The sequence below is a fragment of the Porphyrobacter sp. THAI-01a genome (assembly GCF_056868655.1).
Genome location: NZ_CP180579.1, coordinates 177,980 through 193,479 on the forward strand (window position 1 = coordinate 177,980; position 15,500 = coordinate 193,479).

Sequence of the window (15,500 nt, forward strand, 5' to 3'; positions counted from 1 at the left end):
GCCCCTAAATGGACGCTCCGGCCTCAGGTTCCAAGCCGGAAATGTTGCAACCTCAGTTGTGCCGCAAGCATTCGCCCGTCCTCGCCGCCCTCGCGCCGCTCGGCCAGGGCGGGTGAGCCGCGCCGCTTTGCGAGCTTCTCGCCGTCTTCGCCGAGCAGCAGCGGGTGGTGGTGCCAGCGCGGAACGGGAAGGCCGAGCAGCGCCTGTAGCGTGCGGTGGACGTGGCTGGCGGCGAAGAGGTCCGCACCCCGCGTCACCAGCGTCACGCCGTCCGCCGCATCATCGAGCGTGACGGCGAGGTGGTAGCTAGCGGGCAGGTCCTTGCGCACCAGCACGACATCGCCGAGGCCGGAGAGATCCACGTGCTGCGCCCCCGCCAGCGCATCCTCCCAGAGGAGCGGGCCGGTCTCGGCGAAGGCTTTGTCCGCATCGAGCCGCCACGAGGCGGGTCGCGCCCGATCGGGCGGGCGGCGCTTGCAGGTGCCGGGGTAGATCAGGCCATCCGAGCCCTCGACCGCGCCGGCCGCCTCGATCTCCCTGCGGGTGCAGGTGCAGGGATAGAGCAGGCCTAGCGCCTTGAGCTGTTCGGCGGCGGCGGCGTAACTTTCGAGGCGGGTGGACTGGGCGGGGACTTCCTCCCACTCCAGCCCGAGCCACTCCAGATCGCGACGGAATTCATCCGCCAGTCCGGGGCGCGAGCGGGGCCCGTCGATGTCCTCGATTCTTAGCAGGAAGCGCCCGCCCGCCGCCTTCGCCAGATCATGCGCGACTATCGCCGAAAGGGCATGGCCGAGGTGCAGCCGCCCGTTGGGGCTGGGTGCGAAACGGGTCACGGTCGGGGAGCGGCGATCCATCGCAGCTCCCATGCCACACGACATAACCTTGCGCTATCCACAGCCTATCCACTGCCTGTCCCTGTGGATAGCCGCCCTGTCACGGGTTTGACTCTTTGCCCTGTCAGGTCAGGATGGAGGTCAATCAGGGAGGAACGCGCGCCGTGTTCAATGCCGAACTGATCGAGAAAGCTGCCCGGTTCCGCGGGGTCGAGGAGGATCCGACCCGCAACCTTTCGGCCTGTCCGGCGCTGGTCCTGAACGCCGACTACACCCCGCTGTCCTACTACCCCCTGAGCCTCTGGCCGTGGCAGACCGCGATCAAGGCGGTGTTCCTCGACCGGGTGGACATCGTCGCGAGCTACGACCGCGAGGTGCACTCCCCCAGCTTCGAGATGAAGATCCCGAGCGTGATCGCGCTGCGCCAATATGTGCGGGCGAGCGAGTTCCCCGCCTTCACCCGCTTCAACGTGTTCCTGCGCGACCGCTTCCAGTGCCAGTATTGCGGCAGCCACGAGCATCTGACCTTCGACCACGTGACCCCGCGGCGGCTGGGCGGGCGCACGACGTGGGAGAACATCATCACCGCCTGCGCGCCCTGCAACATGAAGAAGGGCGGGCGCACGCCGAAACAGGCGGGGATGGCGCTGTACCAGGCGCCGATCCGCCCGACCAGTTGGCAGTTGCAGCAGGCGGGCAAGATGTTCCCGCCGGGTTACCTCCACGAGACGTGGCGCGACTGGCTTTACTGGGACGTCGAGCTGGAAGCCTGAGGCCCAAGTCGTCACCCGGCTATATCGCCCCGCTTCTGGGCCCAGAGCCGCCCTGCTGTCCACGCCTCCTGTCTTCGCTCCAGACCGGAGAGCTTCCTGCCGCGCCTGAAGCCGATTTCCGCCCATTCCTGATTCGCGAAACGGCGTGTCAAAAGACATCAACACACAGGTTCTAAGTAGAAGCTGCGATGAGCTGTTTATCAAATGAGAATTGTCGACTCCATTCTTGGATATTAACTCAGGATAAAGTGCAGCTCGTCTCATTCTAACATGGATTGCATTGACGGGTGAGGAATTGGCGTCTTCACAAAGGGGCAGCAGGAGTATGCCCCCATGAAGCGTTTGTTCTCTCTGGCAGTAATTGTTTCCGTCGTGGCCGGGTGTGGCGGCGACGAGGTTGCGCCCCCCGCCGCCATGTCCACGCCGGAGCCGGTGGCGGCACTGGCCCCGTCCGGCGACAGGATGGCCTCGCTGGGCAGCACTCTCCCCGAGGGCGCGACCACCACGACCAATCCCTTCGCCGCCTTCGATTTCAAGAACGGCACGGCCTATCCCGCGAAGGCGGCGGTGAGCATCGGGACCGTCAGCGTCCCAGTGGGCGCGACCGAGGCTTTCGTTCCGGTGCGCATCAACCGCCACACCCCCAACACGGTGATCGTGCGGGTGATGACCCGCAACGGATCGGGGACGCTCGCCGGATTGGAGGGGCGGCACTTCCAGCGCACCGTCACCACCCTGTTCTTCCGCCCGGGCGACGCGCTGGAGCAGACCGTGCGCATCCCGCTCGTGAACATGGATGCCGGGCGCACCTTCGACCTGATCCTGCCCGAAGGCGTGGTCGGCGGGAGCGTGATCAATTCCTCGGCGCGGATCACCGCCGTCGCGGGCGCCGCGCCGGGCGTCGCGAAGATGAGCGGCTTCCGCCAGCCGCGCACCTTTGCACCCACCGGCGCGCTTTCCTATCAGCTCGATCCTGCCAAGGTGACCTGGAGCGATGCCGGCGGTGCGGATGTGTGGCGCACGCGCCTCCCCCACGGCCGCACCCAGCCCGCCAACAACGAAAGCGGGCTCTATCTCGATCCGGTGCTGCACTCCACGGCGCCGGCACCTTTCGCCATCGAGAACAACGAGGTGGTGATCCGCAGCCAGCACCTCGTCAGCCCGATCTTTCACGACAGCAAGTACTGGAACCATGGTGCGGCGATCCTCACCGGCCAGCGCATGCCGACCACGCAGGTCCAGTACGGACAGTACGAATGGACCGCGATGATGCCCAACCGCCGCGGCGGCTGGCCCGCGCTGTGGCTGCTCCCCGCGAGCGGTGCCTGGCCGCCCGAGATCGATGTCTATGAAGGCTTCGGCTATTCGAGCGGCTGGAACTTCGCCCGCAACATCTCGGGCAACATCCATGGCGGGGCGAACGGCACGCGGACCTTCACCGCGCTCATGCAGGTCAATGCCGCCAATGCCTACGGGATCAGCGGCTTCGACACGAGCTACCACCGCTTCGCCGTCGATATCGCGCCCGATTTCATCACCTGGTTCGTCGACGGCAAGGAGACCTACCAGACGGTCAATCCCTTCAAGGGCATTACCTGGTTCCCGCTGATGAACGTCGCGGTCAAGCATGGCACGGCCGAATACACCGGCGGCACGGCCGAGATGCGGGTGCGATCGTTCGCGGTATGGAAGGTGCCGGGCTGAGGCACAGGCCCGGTAGCCTCCGGCAGGAGGCGGGCGCGGCGGCGGGTTCTCCTTTGCCGCCGCCGCGCCTCACACCTGCCTGGGAGAAGACCTATAGAAAACCACTTACCGCTGCCCCGCTCGGAAGGCATATCCCACCAATCTAGGTTATGTAATAACATTGCATATAGTCACGGGACTTGTTACCGGCCCGGCTGATCCTGCGCTTGGCAGGCCGTTCTGCCTGTTCGGGCAAGCCTTCCGGAGGCGCCGTGATCCCTCTCGCCCTCGTTTCCGCGCTCGTCATCGCCGGTTCCGCGGCCGCAGCCGACCTAGAGCTTCCGGCACCGCCATCCGCTCCCTCAGAAGCCCCGTCCGCCGAAGACGTTCAGGCGGAGGCTGCCGTCCGCCAGCCTTCCCCGTCCCAGGGTATCGCGCTGGTCAACCGTTCCGAGGAGAACGTCATCACTCAGGCCGCCGATGCCTTCGGCACCAGCGTCGGGGACGAGACCATCGGGCTCTACAACGGCGGAAACGTTCGCGGCTTTTCCGCCTTTGCGGCACAGAACGTGCGGATCGAGGGGCTCTATTTCGATTCGCAGGGCGCCTTCAGCGATGCGGTGCGGGCGGGATCGACGATCCAGGTCGGCATTTCGGCACTCGGCTATCCCTTCCCCGCGCCGACGGGGATCGTCGATTTCGCCCTTCGCCGGGTGGGCGAGAAGCCAGTGGTCAGCGCCCGCACCGGCTTCGGCGACTTCTTCGCGCCCTTTGCCTCCGTTGACGCCGCCCTGCCGCTGACCGGCAGTGTCGATCTCAACATCGGCGCCGCGATAGAGGAATTCGCCTACCCTGACGCCGCCGACTTCTGGTTCGTGCGCTATGGCGGGGTGGTGCGCTGGCGGCCCGCCGGGGGCGTCGAGCTGACCGGCTTCTACAGCCGCTACGACTACTTCGACGAGGAGCAGACCCCGGTGATCTTCACCGCCGGAGCCTTCCTCCCCAGGCGCATCGCCCGCAACCGCTTCTACGGGCAGGACTGGGCCGACTGGGCGGGGCATTCGCAGAACTTCGGCGGGATCGCCAAGGCGACGCGCGGCCCTTGGCGGTTCAGCGCGGGCCTGTTCTCCTCGCGCTTCACGATCGACCGCTTCGGCGCCAATTTCTTTGCCGGGACACAGCGCGACGGTCGTGCCGAAAGGCAGGTGCTGCTTGGCCGTGACCAAGTGTCGCAATCCTGGTCGGGGGAGCTGCTGGTCGAGCGCGAATTCGCCGATGGCCCGCGCCGCCACCGCCTGCTCGCCTCGGGACGGTTCCGGCGCGTCGACGACGATCTGGGCGGCTTTGCCTTTCGCAGCATAGGCCCGGGCACCATCGGCGTTGCCGATCCGCTGCCCGAGCCCGAGGTCACCTTCGGCGCGCTCACCCGCGACGAAATCCGGCAGGAGACCGGTGCCTTGGGCTATGCCATGCTCTGGCAGGGGCTGGGCGAGATCAACGTCGGCGTGCAGAAGACCCGCTACCGCAAGGAGGTGCGCGCGCCCGGACGCCCGCCGACCGGCACCGAGGATACCCCGTTCCTGTGGAACGCCTCGGCCGCGCTGACCGCGATCGAGGGGATCGCGATCTATGCGGCCACCACCCGCGGCCTCGAGGAAAGCGGCACCGCACCGGCCTTTGCCGCCAACGCCAACCTCACCCTGCCCGCGCTGCGCACCCGGCAGGTCGAGGCCGGACTGCGCTGGTCGCCGGCCCGCGACGTCAAGCTCATTGCTGGCCTGTTCGACGTGCGGCGTCCCTATTTCGAGCTCGGCAACGAAAACGTCTTCCGTGTGCTCGGCGATGTGAAGCACCAGGGCGCGGAGATTTCGCTGACCGCCAAGCCCGTCGCAGGCCTCAACATGGTAGCAGGCGCGGTGTTGATGCGCCCCCGGGTGACGGGCGAGGCGGTGGAGGAGGGCCGTCTCGGCGAAAGGCCGCTCGGCCGGGTGGGGACGACGCTCGACTTGAGGCTCGATTACCAGCCGCCCGCCTTCGACGCGCTGTCGGTCGATCTCGGCATCAATTACACCGGAGCGCGCGCCGCCCGGATCGACAACACTCTGTTCATCCCGAAACGCGCGATCATCGATCTGGGCACGCGCTACCGCTTCAAGCTGGGCCGCACGCCCGCCGTGTTGCGCGCGCAGATCGCCAACCTCACCAACACCTTCGGCTGGAACGTGACCGGCGGCGGGGGCTTCCAGTTCATCCCCTCACGACGGCTGAACCTGTCGCTCTCTGCCGACTTCTGACGAGAACGCGGCCCGTGCGCGTTGCAATTCCATGACGCTGCGTTAGGCGGGGGCGTCACGCGCCAACGGGGATTCGCAGCGATGAAGATCATGTCCGGCAATTCGAACCTGCCGCTCGCCCGCGCTATCGCGGCCTATCTCGAGATCCCCCTGACCGACGCGAGCGTGCGGCGCTTCTCGGACGAGGAGGTCTTCGTCGAGATCCACGAGAACGTGCGCGGCGAGGACGTGTTCGTGGTCCAGCCGACCAACTTTCCGGCGAACGACAACCTCATGGAACTGCTGATCTGCATCGACGCGCTGCGCCGCGCCTCGGCCAAGCGGATCACGGCGGTGGTGCCCTATTTCGGCTATGCCCGGCAGGACCGGAAGCCCGGCCCGCGCACGCCGATCTCGGCCAAGCTGGTGGCGAACCTGATCACGGAAGCCGGGGCTGACCGGATGCTGGCGGTGGACCTCCACGCCGGGCAGATCCAGGGCTTCTTCGACATTCCCACCGACAACCTCTACGCCGCCCCCGTCATGGCCGCCGACATCCAGGCGCGTTATGGCGACCAGCAGCTGATGGTGGTCTCCCCCGACGTGGGCGGGGTGGTGCGCGCGCGGGCGCTGGCGAAGCGCCTCGACAACGCCCCGCTCGCGATCGTCGACAAGCGCCGCGACCGGCCGGGCGAGAGCGAGGTGATGAACATCATCGGCGATGTCTCCGGGCGGCACTGCATCCTGATCGACGACATCGTCGATTCGGGCGGCACGCTGTGCAACGCGGCAGAGGCGCTGCTTGAAGGCGGGGCCAAGTCGGTCGCGGCCTACATCACCCACGGCGTCCTTTCCGGCGGCGCGGTGGCGCGCATCAACGGGTCGAGTCTCAAGGAACTGGTGATCACGGATTCAATCCGTCCCACCGAGGCCGCCGAAGCCTCGGACCGTATCCGGATTCTTCCGATTGCACCGCTGGTGGGCGAGGCGATCCGGCGCATCGCGGACGAAAGCTCCGTCAGCTCGCTCTTCGACTGAGACGCCGGGCGATGCATCAGGATGGCTGGGTGCAGGTCACGCCGTCATTCGCGGTCGAGCGGATCGACCCGGCGGTCGTCTTCTACGAGGACGTGCTGGGTTTCAAGGCGTGGCGCCCCGGCGGAGGCTACGCCTATATCGAGCGCAATCGCATCGCCATCCGGCTGCTCGAGGCGGCGCTCTACGGTCCCGATCGGCCGGGACCCTCGCATGCCTATGTCGACGTGCTCGACGTGGACCGGCTCTTCGCCGAGATCGCCCCGCGGCTCGAGGCGCTCGCGGCGGAGCGCTGGACCCCGCCTGAGGACCAGCCCCACGGCCAGCGCGAGTTTTCCGTGCGCGATCCGGACGGCAATCTGGTGATCTTCGGCCAGGGGATCGGCGCCAATGCCGGTCAGTGGGACTACCGGCTGCGCGGGTGACGGCGGTGTTCGACCCTGCCGAAGTCCGCGCGCTCCTGATCGGGGCCGCGCGTGCCCGGCATGCCTTCACCTACGGCGAGATCCTCAACCTTCTCGGCCACACCTTCACGCGGCCCTTGATGCGCCAGCTGTGCAAGGTGCTCGACCGGATCGACGAGGACGGGCGCGCCTGCGGAGAGCCGGGCCTCGCCGTGCTGGTGGTGCGCCAGTCGGACGGGCTGCCCGGGCAGGGCTGGTTCGTCACCCGCACGGGCATCCTCGACGATCTGCCGCCGGAGTGGGAAGGCCCCGAGGCGCGGCGCTACACCGAGGCTCGACAGGCCGACGCCTTCGATTATTGGGGTGCCCGTGGAGACGCATGACGACCGCAACCGCACCACGCGCCGCCTTCATCTCGCGAGCGGCGCGCTGATCGGTGCCTTCCTCGCGCTGCACGTCGGCAACCACCTCGCGATGTTCTCGGGTCAGCAGGCGCATATCGCGGCGATGACGGCGCTACGCCCGTTCTACCGCCATCCCGTCGCCGAGACGTTGCTGATGCTGGCGCTCGCGTTTCAGCTGGCGAGCGGCCTTGCGATGATCTGGCGCACCCGCGGCGAGCGGCGGCGCGGGCTGGGCCGGTGGCAGGCGATATCGGGCGCGGTGCTGGCGCTGTTCGTGCTCAACCATGTCGGCGCGGTTTGGGCGGGGCGGCTGCTGCTGGGGCTCGACACCAACTACCACTTCGCTGCCGCGGGCTTCCATGCCGGTTATGCGGCCTTCTTCGTGCCCTACTACTTTCTCGGCGTCGCCGCGCTGTTCGTTCATGCCGCCTGCGCGCTCGCATGGCGGGTGCGGGGCCGGGCGGTGCCGGTCTGCGTCGCGGCGCTCGGTATCGCTCTTGCAGCCGCTTTCGTCGGCGTTATGGCAACGGACCCGGCGATCCCGCCGCGTTATCTGGAAAGCTTCCCATGACCGATAAGGATCTCGCCCTCGCGCTGCGACTTGCCGATGCGGCGGGCGCGGCCATCCGCCCCTTGTTCCGCGGCCAGTGGACCGAGGAACGCAAGGCCGACCGCAGCTTCGTCACCGAAGCCGACCGGGCCGCCGAAGCCGCGATGCGCGCGCTGATCGAGGAGGCGTTCCCCGCCGACGGCATCATCGGCGAGGAATACGGCACCCGCAACGAGGGCGCGGGCCGGCAATGGGTGCTCGATCCGATCGACGGCACCACCAGCTTCATCGCCGGCCGCCCGATCTTCGGCACCCTGATCGCGCTGCTGCAGGACGGCTGGCCGGTGCTCGGCATCATCGACCAGCCCATCAGCGGCGAGCGCTGGGTGGGCCGCATCGGCCAACCGACCCTGTTCAACGGCAAGCCTGCACATACCAAGCCCCTGAAGGACCTCGCTGACGCCGTGCTTGCCACCACCAGCCCGCACCTCTTCACCAACGAGGAGGCGGACGCCTTCATGTCAGTCGCAAAGACGGTCGCGGAGAAGAAGATCGTGTTCGGCGGGGACTGCTACAATTACGGCCTCGTTGCCTCGGGCCATGTCGACATCGTGATCGAGGCGGGCCTGAAGCTCCACGATTACGCCGCGCTTGTCCCGGTGGTCGAAGGCGCGGGCGGGATGATGGCCGACTGGCAGGGCAACCCGCTCGATGCCGGGTCCGACGGCACCGTGATCGCGCTCGGCGATCCGGCGCGGCTCGAGGACGTGCTCGAGGCGATGGGCTGAGGTCGGGGGGACTGGCCCAGCGCAAACAGGGTTAGCACTTCCTAAAGAGGCGCGCGGCTAAGCCGGTCTCCGACAGTTTCACGGGACCGAGACGCGATGCACGCCTTCCTGCGCGACGCACACTGGCTGAACGCCCGGCGCGTGCGCGCCTATGCGACGATGCTCGCGCTCGCCTTCCTGGCGATGCTGACGGTCAACTACCTTGCGATCTACAAGGACGGGACGGATTTCCAGGCCTTCTGGTCCGCCGCGCGCATCCTTGCCGATCACGGCCCGGCCGCGGCCTTCGATCTCGATCTTCAGCGCGCGGTCCAGAAGGAGGCGGGCTTCGATGCGATGATCGCCTATGTGAACCCGCCGCCTTTCCTTTTCTTCGTGTTCTGGCTGGCGGTGCTGCCCTTCGGTGCCGCGTGGATCGTGTGGACAGCGGTGACTTTCGCCGTCTGGTTCGGCGCCATGCACCGCGAGTTCCGGGGCGATCTCACCTGGCCGCTACTGGCCTTTCCCGCCGCCTTCCTCGCCGCAGCCCATGCGCAGAACGGCTTCGTCACCGGTGCGCTGCTGGCCGGTGCGGTGCTGGCGCTGCGCCGCTCGCCGTGGCTGGCGGGCGTGTTGCTGGGGATGCTGGTAATCAAGCCGCACCTCGCACTGCTCGCGCCCTTCTGGCTGCTGGCGCGGAGCGACTGGAAGGCGATTGCGGGCGGAGTGCTGGGGGCGGGCGGCATGATCCTCGCCAGCCTCGCCGTGTTCGGCCCGGCGGCGTGGCTTGCCTATCCCGAGGTGTTCGAGGTCAGCCGGCAATTGATGGCGCAGGGACAGGGCGTGTTCTGGCTGCGCATGACCACGCCCTACGCCGCCCTGCGCTATTGCGCGACGCCCGAGGTCGCGATGGCGGTGCAGGCCGCAATCACGCTGGCGATGCTGGCGCTGACCATGATCTTCGCCCGCCGCACCAGCGACAGCCTCGCGAGCGGGGCGCTGATGCTCGCGGCCACGGCGGTCGCCTCGCCCTACCTGTTCTCCTACGACCTGCCGTTCCTCGCCGTGCCGGTGTTCTGGCTGATCGCCGACGGACGCGCGCGCGGCTGGCGGCCCTGGGAAAAGCTGCTGGTAGCCGGTCTCTACCTCGCCCCGCTCGCCACCCGCGCGGCGGCGCTGCCGCTGGAGATCAACCTCATGCCGATCGCCGCGCTGGCGATGGTCGCGCTGATCTGGAACCGCGGGTCGATCGAGGGCGCGCGGGTGCCGGGAGAATGGCGACCCGCGTCCGAAGGCAGGCTGGCCCAGCCGGCGTGAGCGGTCAGCTCACCACGAATTCGACCGTCCCGCTCATCGCGTGACCATCGCCCGCGGCGGCCTGCCAGCGCACCTCGTAGGTGCCCTTCGGCAGGGCCTGCCTGAGCGAGAGCGTCATCGTCTTGCCGTCGGGCGACCAGCTGGCGGTGAAGTTGCGGATCGGCATTTCGCCATGGTTCGCCATGCCCGGCATCGCGGTCATCACGATCGCGGCGGTGGCCTTGGCCTGATCGACCTTCTCGCTGAAGGTGAGCGTGACCGTCTTGGTCGCCTTGGCCTTGGCACCCGCCGCCGGGGTCGATGCCGCCAGCTTGACGTGCGCCATGAGCGGCGCGGACTGGGCGAGCGCGGCGAGGGCGAGAGCGGCGAGAAGGGCAGGGATACGCATGGGGGGTAACGTCCTTCGTGTTGATCAGAACCAGAAACGGATGCCGGCGATAAGGCTGGTGGCGGAAGGGTCCTCGCCGCGCAAGCGGGCGAAATCCGCGCCCTTGCCGGTGCGCCATGATTGCTCGAAGCCGATATAGGGCGCGAACTCGCGCCGGAACTCGTAGCGCAGCCTCGCGCCCACCTCGATCCGGTCGAGGCCCGCGCCGATGCCGAGCTGGGGAATGGTCTGCGCCGAAAGGTTCGCCTCGATCCTTGGCTGGAGGATCAGGCGCTGGGTGATGCGTTGGTCGACCTCGGCCTCGATCCGGGCGGTGAGATCGCCGCGGTGAGAGAGGAACAGCGCGGCGTCGATCTCGAACATGTAGGGCGCAAGGCCCTGCACCCCGATCACGGCATGGGTGGTGTCCGGCCCGGCGATATCGTGGCGGATGCCGGCCTGGAAGTCCCAGAAGGGCTTGAAGGCCCTGGCATAGAGCGCCTGGACTTCGGCCTCGTCCGGGTCCGAGCCCCATTCGCCTTCGCCCTCGGACTTGAACCACAGCCGCTCGGTCGGGCCGCCGTAATAGCCCTGTATGTCCCAGAGGTAGAGGTCCGCGCCTTCGCGCACCTGCGTCTCGATCCGGTCGCCCTGGAACCAGAACACCGGAAAATCGCCGTGGGTGCGGCGCAGGTCAGCCCGCGAGGCGGCCATCGCCTCGGGGCCCCAGATCGCGTCGGCGGCGCGTGGCGGCCCGCTGCCGGCCTCGGGCGGGGGCTGGGTCTCCATCAATGGGCCGGGCGAGGGGTCTGCTTCGGTGTCGGCCATGTCGTGCCCGGCGTGCGGGTCGGGTGCGGGCATGGCGTGGCCCGCATGCTCGTCCTGCGCTGCGAGCGGCGCAGCGCCCGTCAGCGTGAGCAGGGCAAGCGCGGCCTTCATGCGTCCGGCCCCATCACCGTCACGGTCTGCATCATCCCGCCGTGCATGTGGTAGAGCAGATGGCAGTGGAATGCCCAGTCGCCCGGCTCGTCGGCGGTCAGATCGAACTGCGCGCTCGCCCCCGGCTGGACGATGACGATGTTCTTGCGCGGCTGGTGCGCGGGCGTCTCGCCGTTGACCAGCGTGAAGAACATGCCGTGCAGGTGGATCGGGTGCGCCATCATGGTGTTGTTGACGAGCTTCACCCGCACCCGCTCGTTCCACGCGAAGCGGATCGGCTTGTCGGAGACGGCGGAATACATCTCGCCGTCGAAGGACCACATGTAGCGTTCCATGTTGCCGGTGAGGTGCAGCTCCAGCAGGCGCGACGGTTCGCGCGTGTCGGCATTGGGTTCGAGCGCCGACAGCATCCGGTAATTGAGCACCCTGTGCTCCACATCGCGCAGGCCCAGCCCGGGGTCGCCCAGCTTGTCGACCGGGGCCATCGAGACCATGTCGATCCCCGGCCCCACCTTCACGTCGGGCGGCAGCAGCAGCGTGTCGCGCATCTTCATGCCGTCCATCGAGTGACCCGAACCATGATCTCCGTGGTTCATCCCCATGTCGCCCATATCGAGCAGCGGGGGTTTCCTCGGCGGGGGAATCGCCGCCCGCGCGCCGGGGCGGCTCGCCAGCGTGGCGAGCGCGAGCCCCGAGCGGTCCATGCTCTCGGCGACGATGGTGTAGGCCTCGGCACGCGGCTCCACGATCACGTCGTAGGTCTCGGCCGTGCCGATCTGGAATTCGTCGACCTCGACCGGCTTCACGTTCTGCCCGTCGGCCGCGATCACCGTCATGGGAAGGCCGGGGATGCGCAGGTTGAAGAAGGTCTGCGCCGCACCGTTGATGACGCGCAGGCGGATGCGCTCGCCGGGGGTGAACAGGAATTCCAGCCCCTCCTTCGGCCCGCGCCCGTTGGCGAGATAGGTGTAGGTGGAGCCGGTCACGTCGGCGATGTCGGTCGCTGGCATGCGCATTTCGGCCCACATCCGGCGGTCGGCCGCGGTGAGGGGATAGTCGTCCGCCCAGCTGGTCTGCTGGTAGTTGAAATAGCCCTCGCCCTTGCGCAGCCGGTCCATGATGAAATGCGGGTGGAGCGGGGTGAACTCGCTCAGCAGCAGGATAAACTCGCGGTCGTATTCCACCGGCTCCGGGCCGGCGGGATCGATGATCAGCGGCCCGTAATGGCCCTGCTGTTCCTGAAGCCCGGAATGGCTGTGATACCAGTAGGTGCCCGATTGCCGGATCGGGAATTCATAGGTGAAGGTCTGCCCCGGCTTGATCCCGGGGAAGCTGATCCCCGGCACCCCGTCCATGTGGAAGGGCACCAGCAGCCCGTGCCAGTGGATCGAGGTGTCCTCATCGAGGTGGTTGGTGATGTTGAGCCGGACGTTCTGGCCTTCCCGCAGGCGGATCAGCGGCCCCGGCACCGAGCCGTTGACGGCGATGCCGTGGCCCTTGCGCCCCTGCACGATGCGCCGTCCCTCGCCGACCGACAGGTCGATGATCGGCCCCGACACGGTGTCGAAGCCGACGCGGATCGGCGCGCCGCCGTGGCGGCGATGCACGGAATGGCCCTGCGCCCAGGCGGGCATGGCCGCGAAGGCAGAGGCGGCGCCGGCGGCACGGACGAAGCCGCGGCGGGAGATCGGGGAAAAGGTCATCGGGTCCTATACGCGGCGGGTTCGCGCCTGGTTGCTGCCCGCGCGGGTGGCGGCCGGCATGCTGAATGCGGTGAGGATCGGGCATGGTCCGTCTCCGCCCCGCGCGCAGTCGGCAGCGAGGCTCTTGAGCGCGGCCCGCATGGTTTTGAGGGTCGCGATCCTCTCGTCGATTGCGGCAATCCGCGCCTCGGCGAGCGCGCGCGCGGCGGCGCGGTCGTCCGGATCGAGCCCGAGCAGCGTCGCGATCTCGTCGAGCGTGAAACCCGCCGTCTGCGCCGCGCGGATCGAACGCAGCCGTTCGAGATCGCTTTCGGTGTAGCGCCGCACGCCATTCCCGCGCGGCGGCTCGGCCAGCAGGCCGCGGCGTTGATAGAACCGGATGGTCTCGACCGAGACACCGCCTTCACGTGCCAGATCGCCGATCTTCACATTCACCTCTTGAAACCGTACTGCAGTACGGGACTTATATACGGGTCATCCGATAGGTATCAAGGGAAGAATCGAGATGAAATCCGCACCCCGCATTGCCGTCCTCCACCGCATGGTGATGCCCGGGCACACCTGCCCCTATGGCCTCAAGGCCCGCCACCTGCTGCGCTCGCGCGGCTACGAGGTCGAGGATCACCACCTCGCCACGCGCGAGGACACTGACCGCTTCAAGGCCGAGCACGGCGTGGCGACCACCCCGCAGACCTTCATCAATGGGGTGCGCATCGGCGGCTACGACGATCTGCGGCGGTTCTTCGGCCTCAAGGTCGCCGACCCCTCGGCCACCACCTACCGCCCGGTGATCGCCCTGTTCACGATGACCGCGCTGATGGCAATGGCGGCGAGCTATGCAGCGGACGGCACCGCGCTCTCCATCCGAGCAGGCGAGTGGTTCGTCGCCTTCTCGATGTGTGCGCTGGCGCTGCTCAAGCTCCAGAACGTCGAAAAGTTCGCGACTATGTTCCTGAACTACGATCTGCTGGCGGCGCGCTGGGTGCCCTATGCGCGGATCTATCCCTTTGCCGAAGGGCTGGCGGCGTGCTGATGGTGGCAGGCGTGCTCCACTGGGTGTCGGTCCCGGTCGCGCTGTTCATCGGCACGATCGGCGGGGTGAGCGTGTTCAAGGCGGTCTATCTCGACAGGCGCGAACTCAAATGTGCTTGCGTCGGCGGAGACAGCAACGTGCCGCTCGGCTTCGTATCGCTGACCGAGAACCTGATGATGATCGCGATGGCGATCTGGATGCTGGTTGCGTACGGCATGTAGCGCCCTGATGCCGCCGTTCGCCGCTGCCCTGGCAAGCGTCCAGCCCTGCCTCTCCGGCGCGTTCGCGCAACGGCGTCGCGGAACGGATCGGACTGCGCTGGGGCAGGACGGGAAAACCTTGCGAGTCCTATCTGCTGGCGTCTCAGTAGGCGGTATTGGCGATGATGGCGTCGCGGCGGCCGCCTGTGTGACGAGCGTCAACGCGACGATGGTAAATTAGCGGTATACCGAAAGCGGGTCTGGTGAACGCCCCTGTGCGAGCGGAGCGGCGGCAGGCTCCGGGGTTCACCGGACCGGCCGCACGGTCACGGCATCGCCGGCCCGTGCCCCCTCGCCATTTGCCTTGCCTTTCGCGTCCTTCCCGCCTAAGCGCGCGCACTTCACCGACACGAATCAATCAGCCAGCCTGGCGACAAGGGCTGCCATGGCCGGTTCCGACGTGTCTCTTGCAGGAGATGAAAATGCCCAAGCTGAAGACCAAGAGCGGTGTGAAGAAGCGCTTCAAGATCACCGCCACCGGCAAGGTCAAGCACGGCGTCGCTGGCAAGCGTCACCGCCTGATCAGCCACAACGCCAAGTATATCCGCACCAACCGCGGCACCTCGGTCCTGTCGGCCAATGATACGCCGACGATCAAGAAGTGGGCGCCCTACGGGCTGGATTGATGCGAGCGGCCTGACGGCCCAAGCGTCCTCAAGATAAGGATATACTGATATGCCTCGCATCAAACGCGGTGTTACCACCCGCGCCAAGCACAAGCGGATTCTCGACCAGGCCAAGGGCTATCGCGGTCGCCGCAAGAACACCATCCGCATCGCCCGCCAGGCGGTCGAGAAGGCCGGGCAGTACGCCTACCGCGACCGCAAGGTGAAGAAGCGGACCTTCCGCGCTCTCTGGATCCAGCGCATCAACGCTGCCGTCCGCATGGAAGGCCTGACTTATTCGCAGTTCATGCACGGCATCAAGCTCGCCGGCATCGAGCTCGACCGCAAGGCGATGGCCGATCTCGCCATGAACGAAGGCGGCGCCTTCAAGGCCGTGATCCAGCAGGCGAAGGCCGCTCTGCCCGCGTAAGCGGTTCCGTGGCTTCGGCCCGGCACGCAGATCAGGGGCAGGTTCCCGCGGGGAGCCTGCCCCTTTCGCTTGCGCCTTGTAGAAACCCGTCACTCCTCTTGTAAAACCGCGCCATCTGCGGCTA

Annotated in this window: 16 protein-coding genes and 1 pseudogene; 12 read left to right on the forward strand and 5 right to left on the reverse strand. The window is 67.5% G+C overall.

Going from position 1 to position 15,500, the window contains the following annotated elements:
* Positions 1–23: 23 nt before the first annotated feature.
* Complete coding sequence (gene gluQRS, locus ACMX37_RS00840; protein ID WP_483147086.1) at positions 24–854, reverse strand: tRNA glutamyl-Q(34) synthetase GluQRS; 831 nt, start codon at positions 852–854, stop codon at positions 24–26.
* A gap of 143 nt (positions 855–997) precedes the next feature.
* Here gluQRS and ACMX37_RS00845 point away from each other — a divergent pair, with 143 nt between their 5' ends.
* The 9 genes from ACMX37_RS00845 (at position 998) to ACMX37_RS00885 (ending at position 10,039) form a co-directional block, all read left to right on the forward strand.
* Positions 998–1,606 (forward strand): HNH endonuclease, encoded by a 609-nt coding sequence (locus tag ACMX37_RS00845; RefSeq protein WP_483147087.1) that lies wholly within the window; start codon positions 998–1,000, stop codon positions 1,604–1,606.
* A 414-nt stretch (positions 1,607–2,020) separates the two neighbouring features.
* A complete protein-coding gene (locus ACMX37_RS00850; protein WP_483147088.1) occupies positions 2,021–3,310 on the forward strand; it encodes a glycoside hydrolase family 16 protein in 1,290 nt (429 codons plus the stop codon).
* 251 nt (positions 3,311–3,561) lie between these two features.
* Complete coding sequence (locus ACMX37_RS00855; RefSeq protein WP_483147089.1) at positions 3,562–5,583, forward strand: TonB-dependent receptor; 2,022 nt, start codon at positions 3,562–3,564, stop codon at positions 5,581–5,583.
* An 81-nt stretch (positions 5,584–5,664) separates the two neighbouring features.
* Positions 5,665–6,600, forward strand: a complete 936-nt coding sequence (locus tag ACMX37_RS00860; protein WP_017665012.1) for a ribose-phosphate pyrophosphokinase — start codon at positions 5,665–5,667, stop codon at positions 6,598–6,600.
* Positions 6,601–6,611: 11 nt separating this feature from the next.
* Positions 6,612–7,022 carry a bleomycin resistance protein gene (locus ACMX37_RS00865; RefSeq protein ID WP_483147090.1) on the forward strand — a complete coding sequence of 137 codons (411 nt, stop codon included), beginning with the start codon at positions 6,612–6,614 and terminating at the stop codon, positions 7,020–7,022.
* Positions 7,019–7,384, forward strand: coding sequence for a ribose-phosphate pyrophosphokinase (locus ACMX37_RS00870; RefSeq protein ID WP_483147091.1), 366 nt, complete (start codon positions 7,019–7,021; stop codon positions 7,382–7,384). The genes ACMX37_RS00865 and ACMX37_RS00870 overlap by 4 nt, the downstream gene beginning before the upstream one ends.
* Positions 7,371–7,976, forward strand: a complete 606-nt coding sequence (locus ACMX37_RS00875; RefSeq protein WP_483147092.1) for a hypothetical protein — start codon at positions 7,371–7,373, stop codon at positions 7,974–7,976. Before ACMX37_RS00870 ends, ACMX37_RS00875 begins: the two co-directional genes overlap by 14 nt.
* Complete coding sequence (hisN, locus tag ACMX37_RS00880; RefSeq protein ID WP_483147093.1) at positions 7,973–8,743, forward strand: histidinol-phosphatase; 771 nt, start codon at positions 7,973–7,975, stop codon at positions 8,741–8,743. The genes ACMX37_RS00875 and hisN overlap by 4 nt, the downstream gene beginning before the upstream one ends.
* A 96-nt stretch (positions 8,744–8,839) precedes the next feature.
* Complete coding sequence (locus tag ACMX37_RS00885; RefSeq protein WP_483147094.1) at positions 8,840–10,039, forward strand: glycosyltransferase family 87 protein; 1,200 nt, start codon at positions 8,840–8,842, stop codon at positions 10,037–10,039.
* Between the two features lie 4 nt (positions 10,040–10,043).
* Here the strand turns inward: ACMX37_RS00885 and ACMX37_RS00890 are convergent, their stop codons facing one another.
* From ACMX37_RS00890 to ACMX37_RS00905, 4 genes are read right to left on the reverse strand one after another with little or no spacing between them, the layout of a single operon-like run.
* Positions 10,044–10,427, reverse strand: a complete 384-nt coding sequence (locus ACMX37_RS00890) for a copper resistance protein CopC (protein ID WP_483147095.1) — start codon at positions 10,425–10,427, stop codon at positions 10,044–10,046.
* Positions 10,428–10,451: 24 nt separating this feature from the next.
* A complete protein-coding gene (locus ACMX37_RS00895; RefSeq protein ID WP_483147096.1) occupies positions 10,452–11,345 on the reverse strand; it encodes a copper resistance protein B in 894 nt (297 codons plus the stop codon).
* Positions 11,342–13,048, reverse strand: coding sequence for a copper resistance system multicopper oxidase (locus ACMX37_RS00900; protein ID WP_483147097.1), 1,707 nt, complete (start codon positions 13,046–13,048; stop codon positions 11,342–11,344). The genes ACMX37_RS00895 and ACMX37_RS00900 overlap by 4 nt, the downstream gene beginning before the upstream one ends.
* Positions 13,049–13,054: 6 nt before the next feature.
* The gene (locus tag ACMX37_RS00905) at positions 13,055–13,483 is read right to left on the reverse strand and encodes a MerR family transcriptional regulator (RefSeq protein ID WP_483147098.1); all 429 of its coding nucleotides are present in this window, start codon (positions 13,481–13,483) and stop codon (positions 13,055–13,057) included.
* A gap of 70 nt (positions 13,484–13,553) precedes the next feature.
* Between ACMX37_RS00905 and ACMX37_RS00910 the strand changes: the two are divergent.
* From ACMX37_RS00910 to rplT, 3 genes and pseudogenes are all read left to right on the forward strand, one after another.
* A pseudogene (locus tag ACMX37_RS00910) lies at positions 13,554–14,302 on the forward strand (MauE/DoxX family redox-associated membrane protein).
* Positions 14,303–14,763: 461 nt separating this feature from the next.
* Positions 14,764–14,967: a 50S ribosomal protein L35 gene (rpmI, locus tag ACMX37_RS00915; protein WP_026092007.1), complete on the forward strand. Its 204-nt coding sequence runs from the start codon at positions 14,764–14,766 to the stop codon at positions 14,965–14,967.
* A gap of 49 nt (positions 14,968–15,016) precedes the next feature.
* Positions 15,017–15,376 (forward strand): 50S ribosomal protein L20, encoded by a 360-nt coding sequence (gene rplT, locus ACMX37_RS00920; RefSeq protein WP_482782866.1) that lies wholly within the window; start codon positions 15,017–15,019, stop codon positions 15,374–15,376.
* Positions 15,377–15,500: the final 124 nt, after the last annotated feature.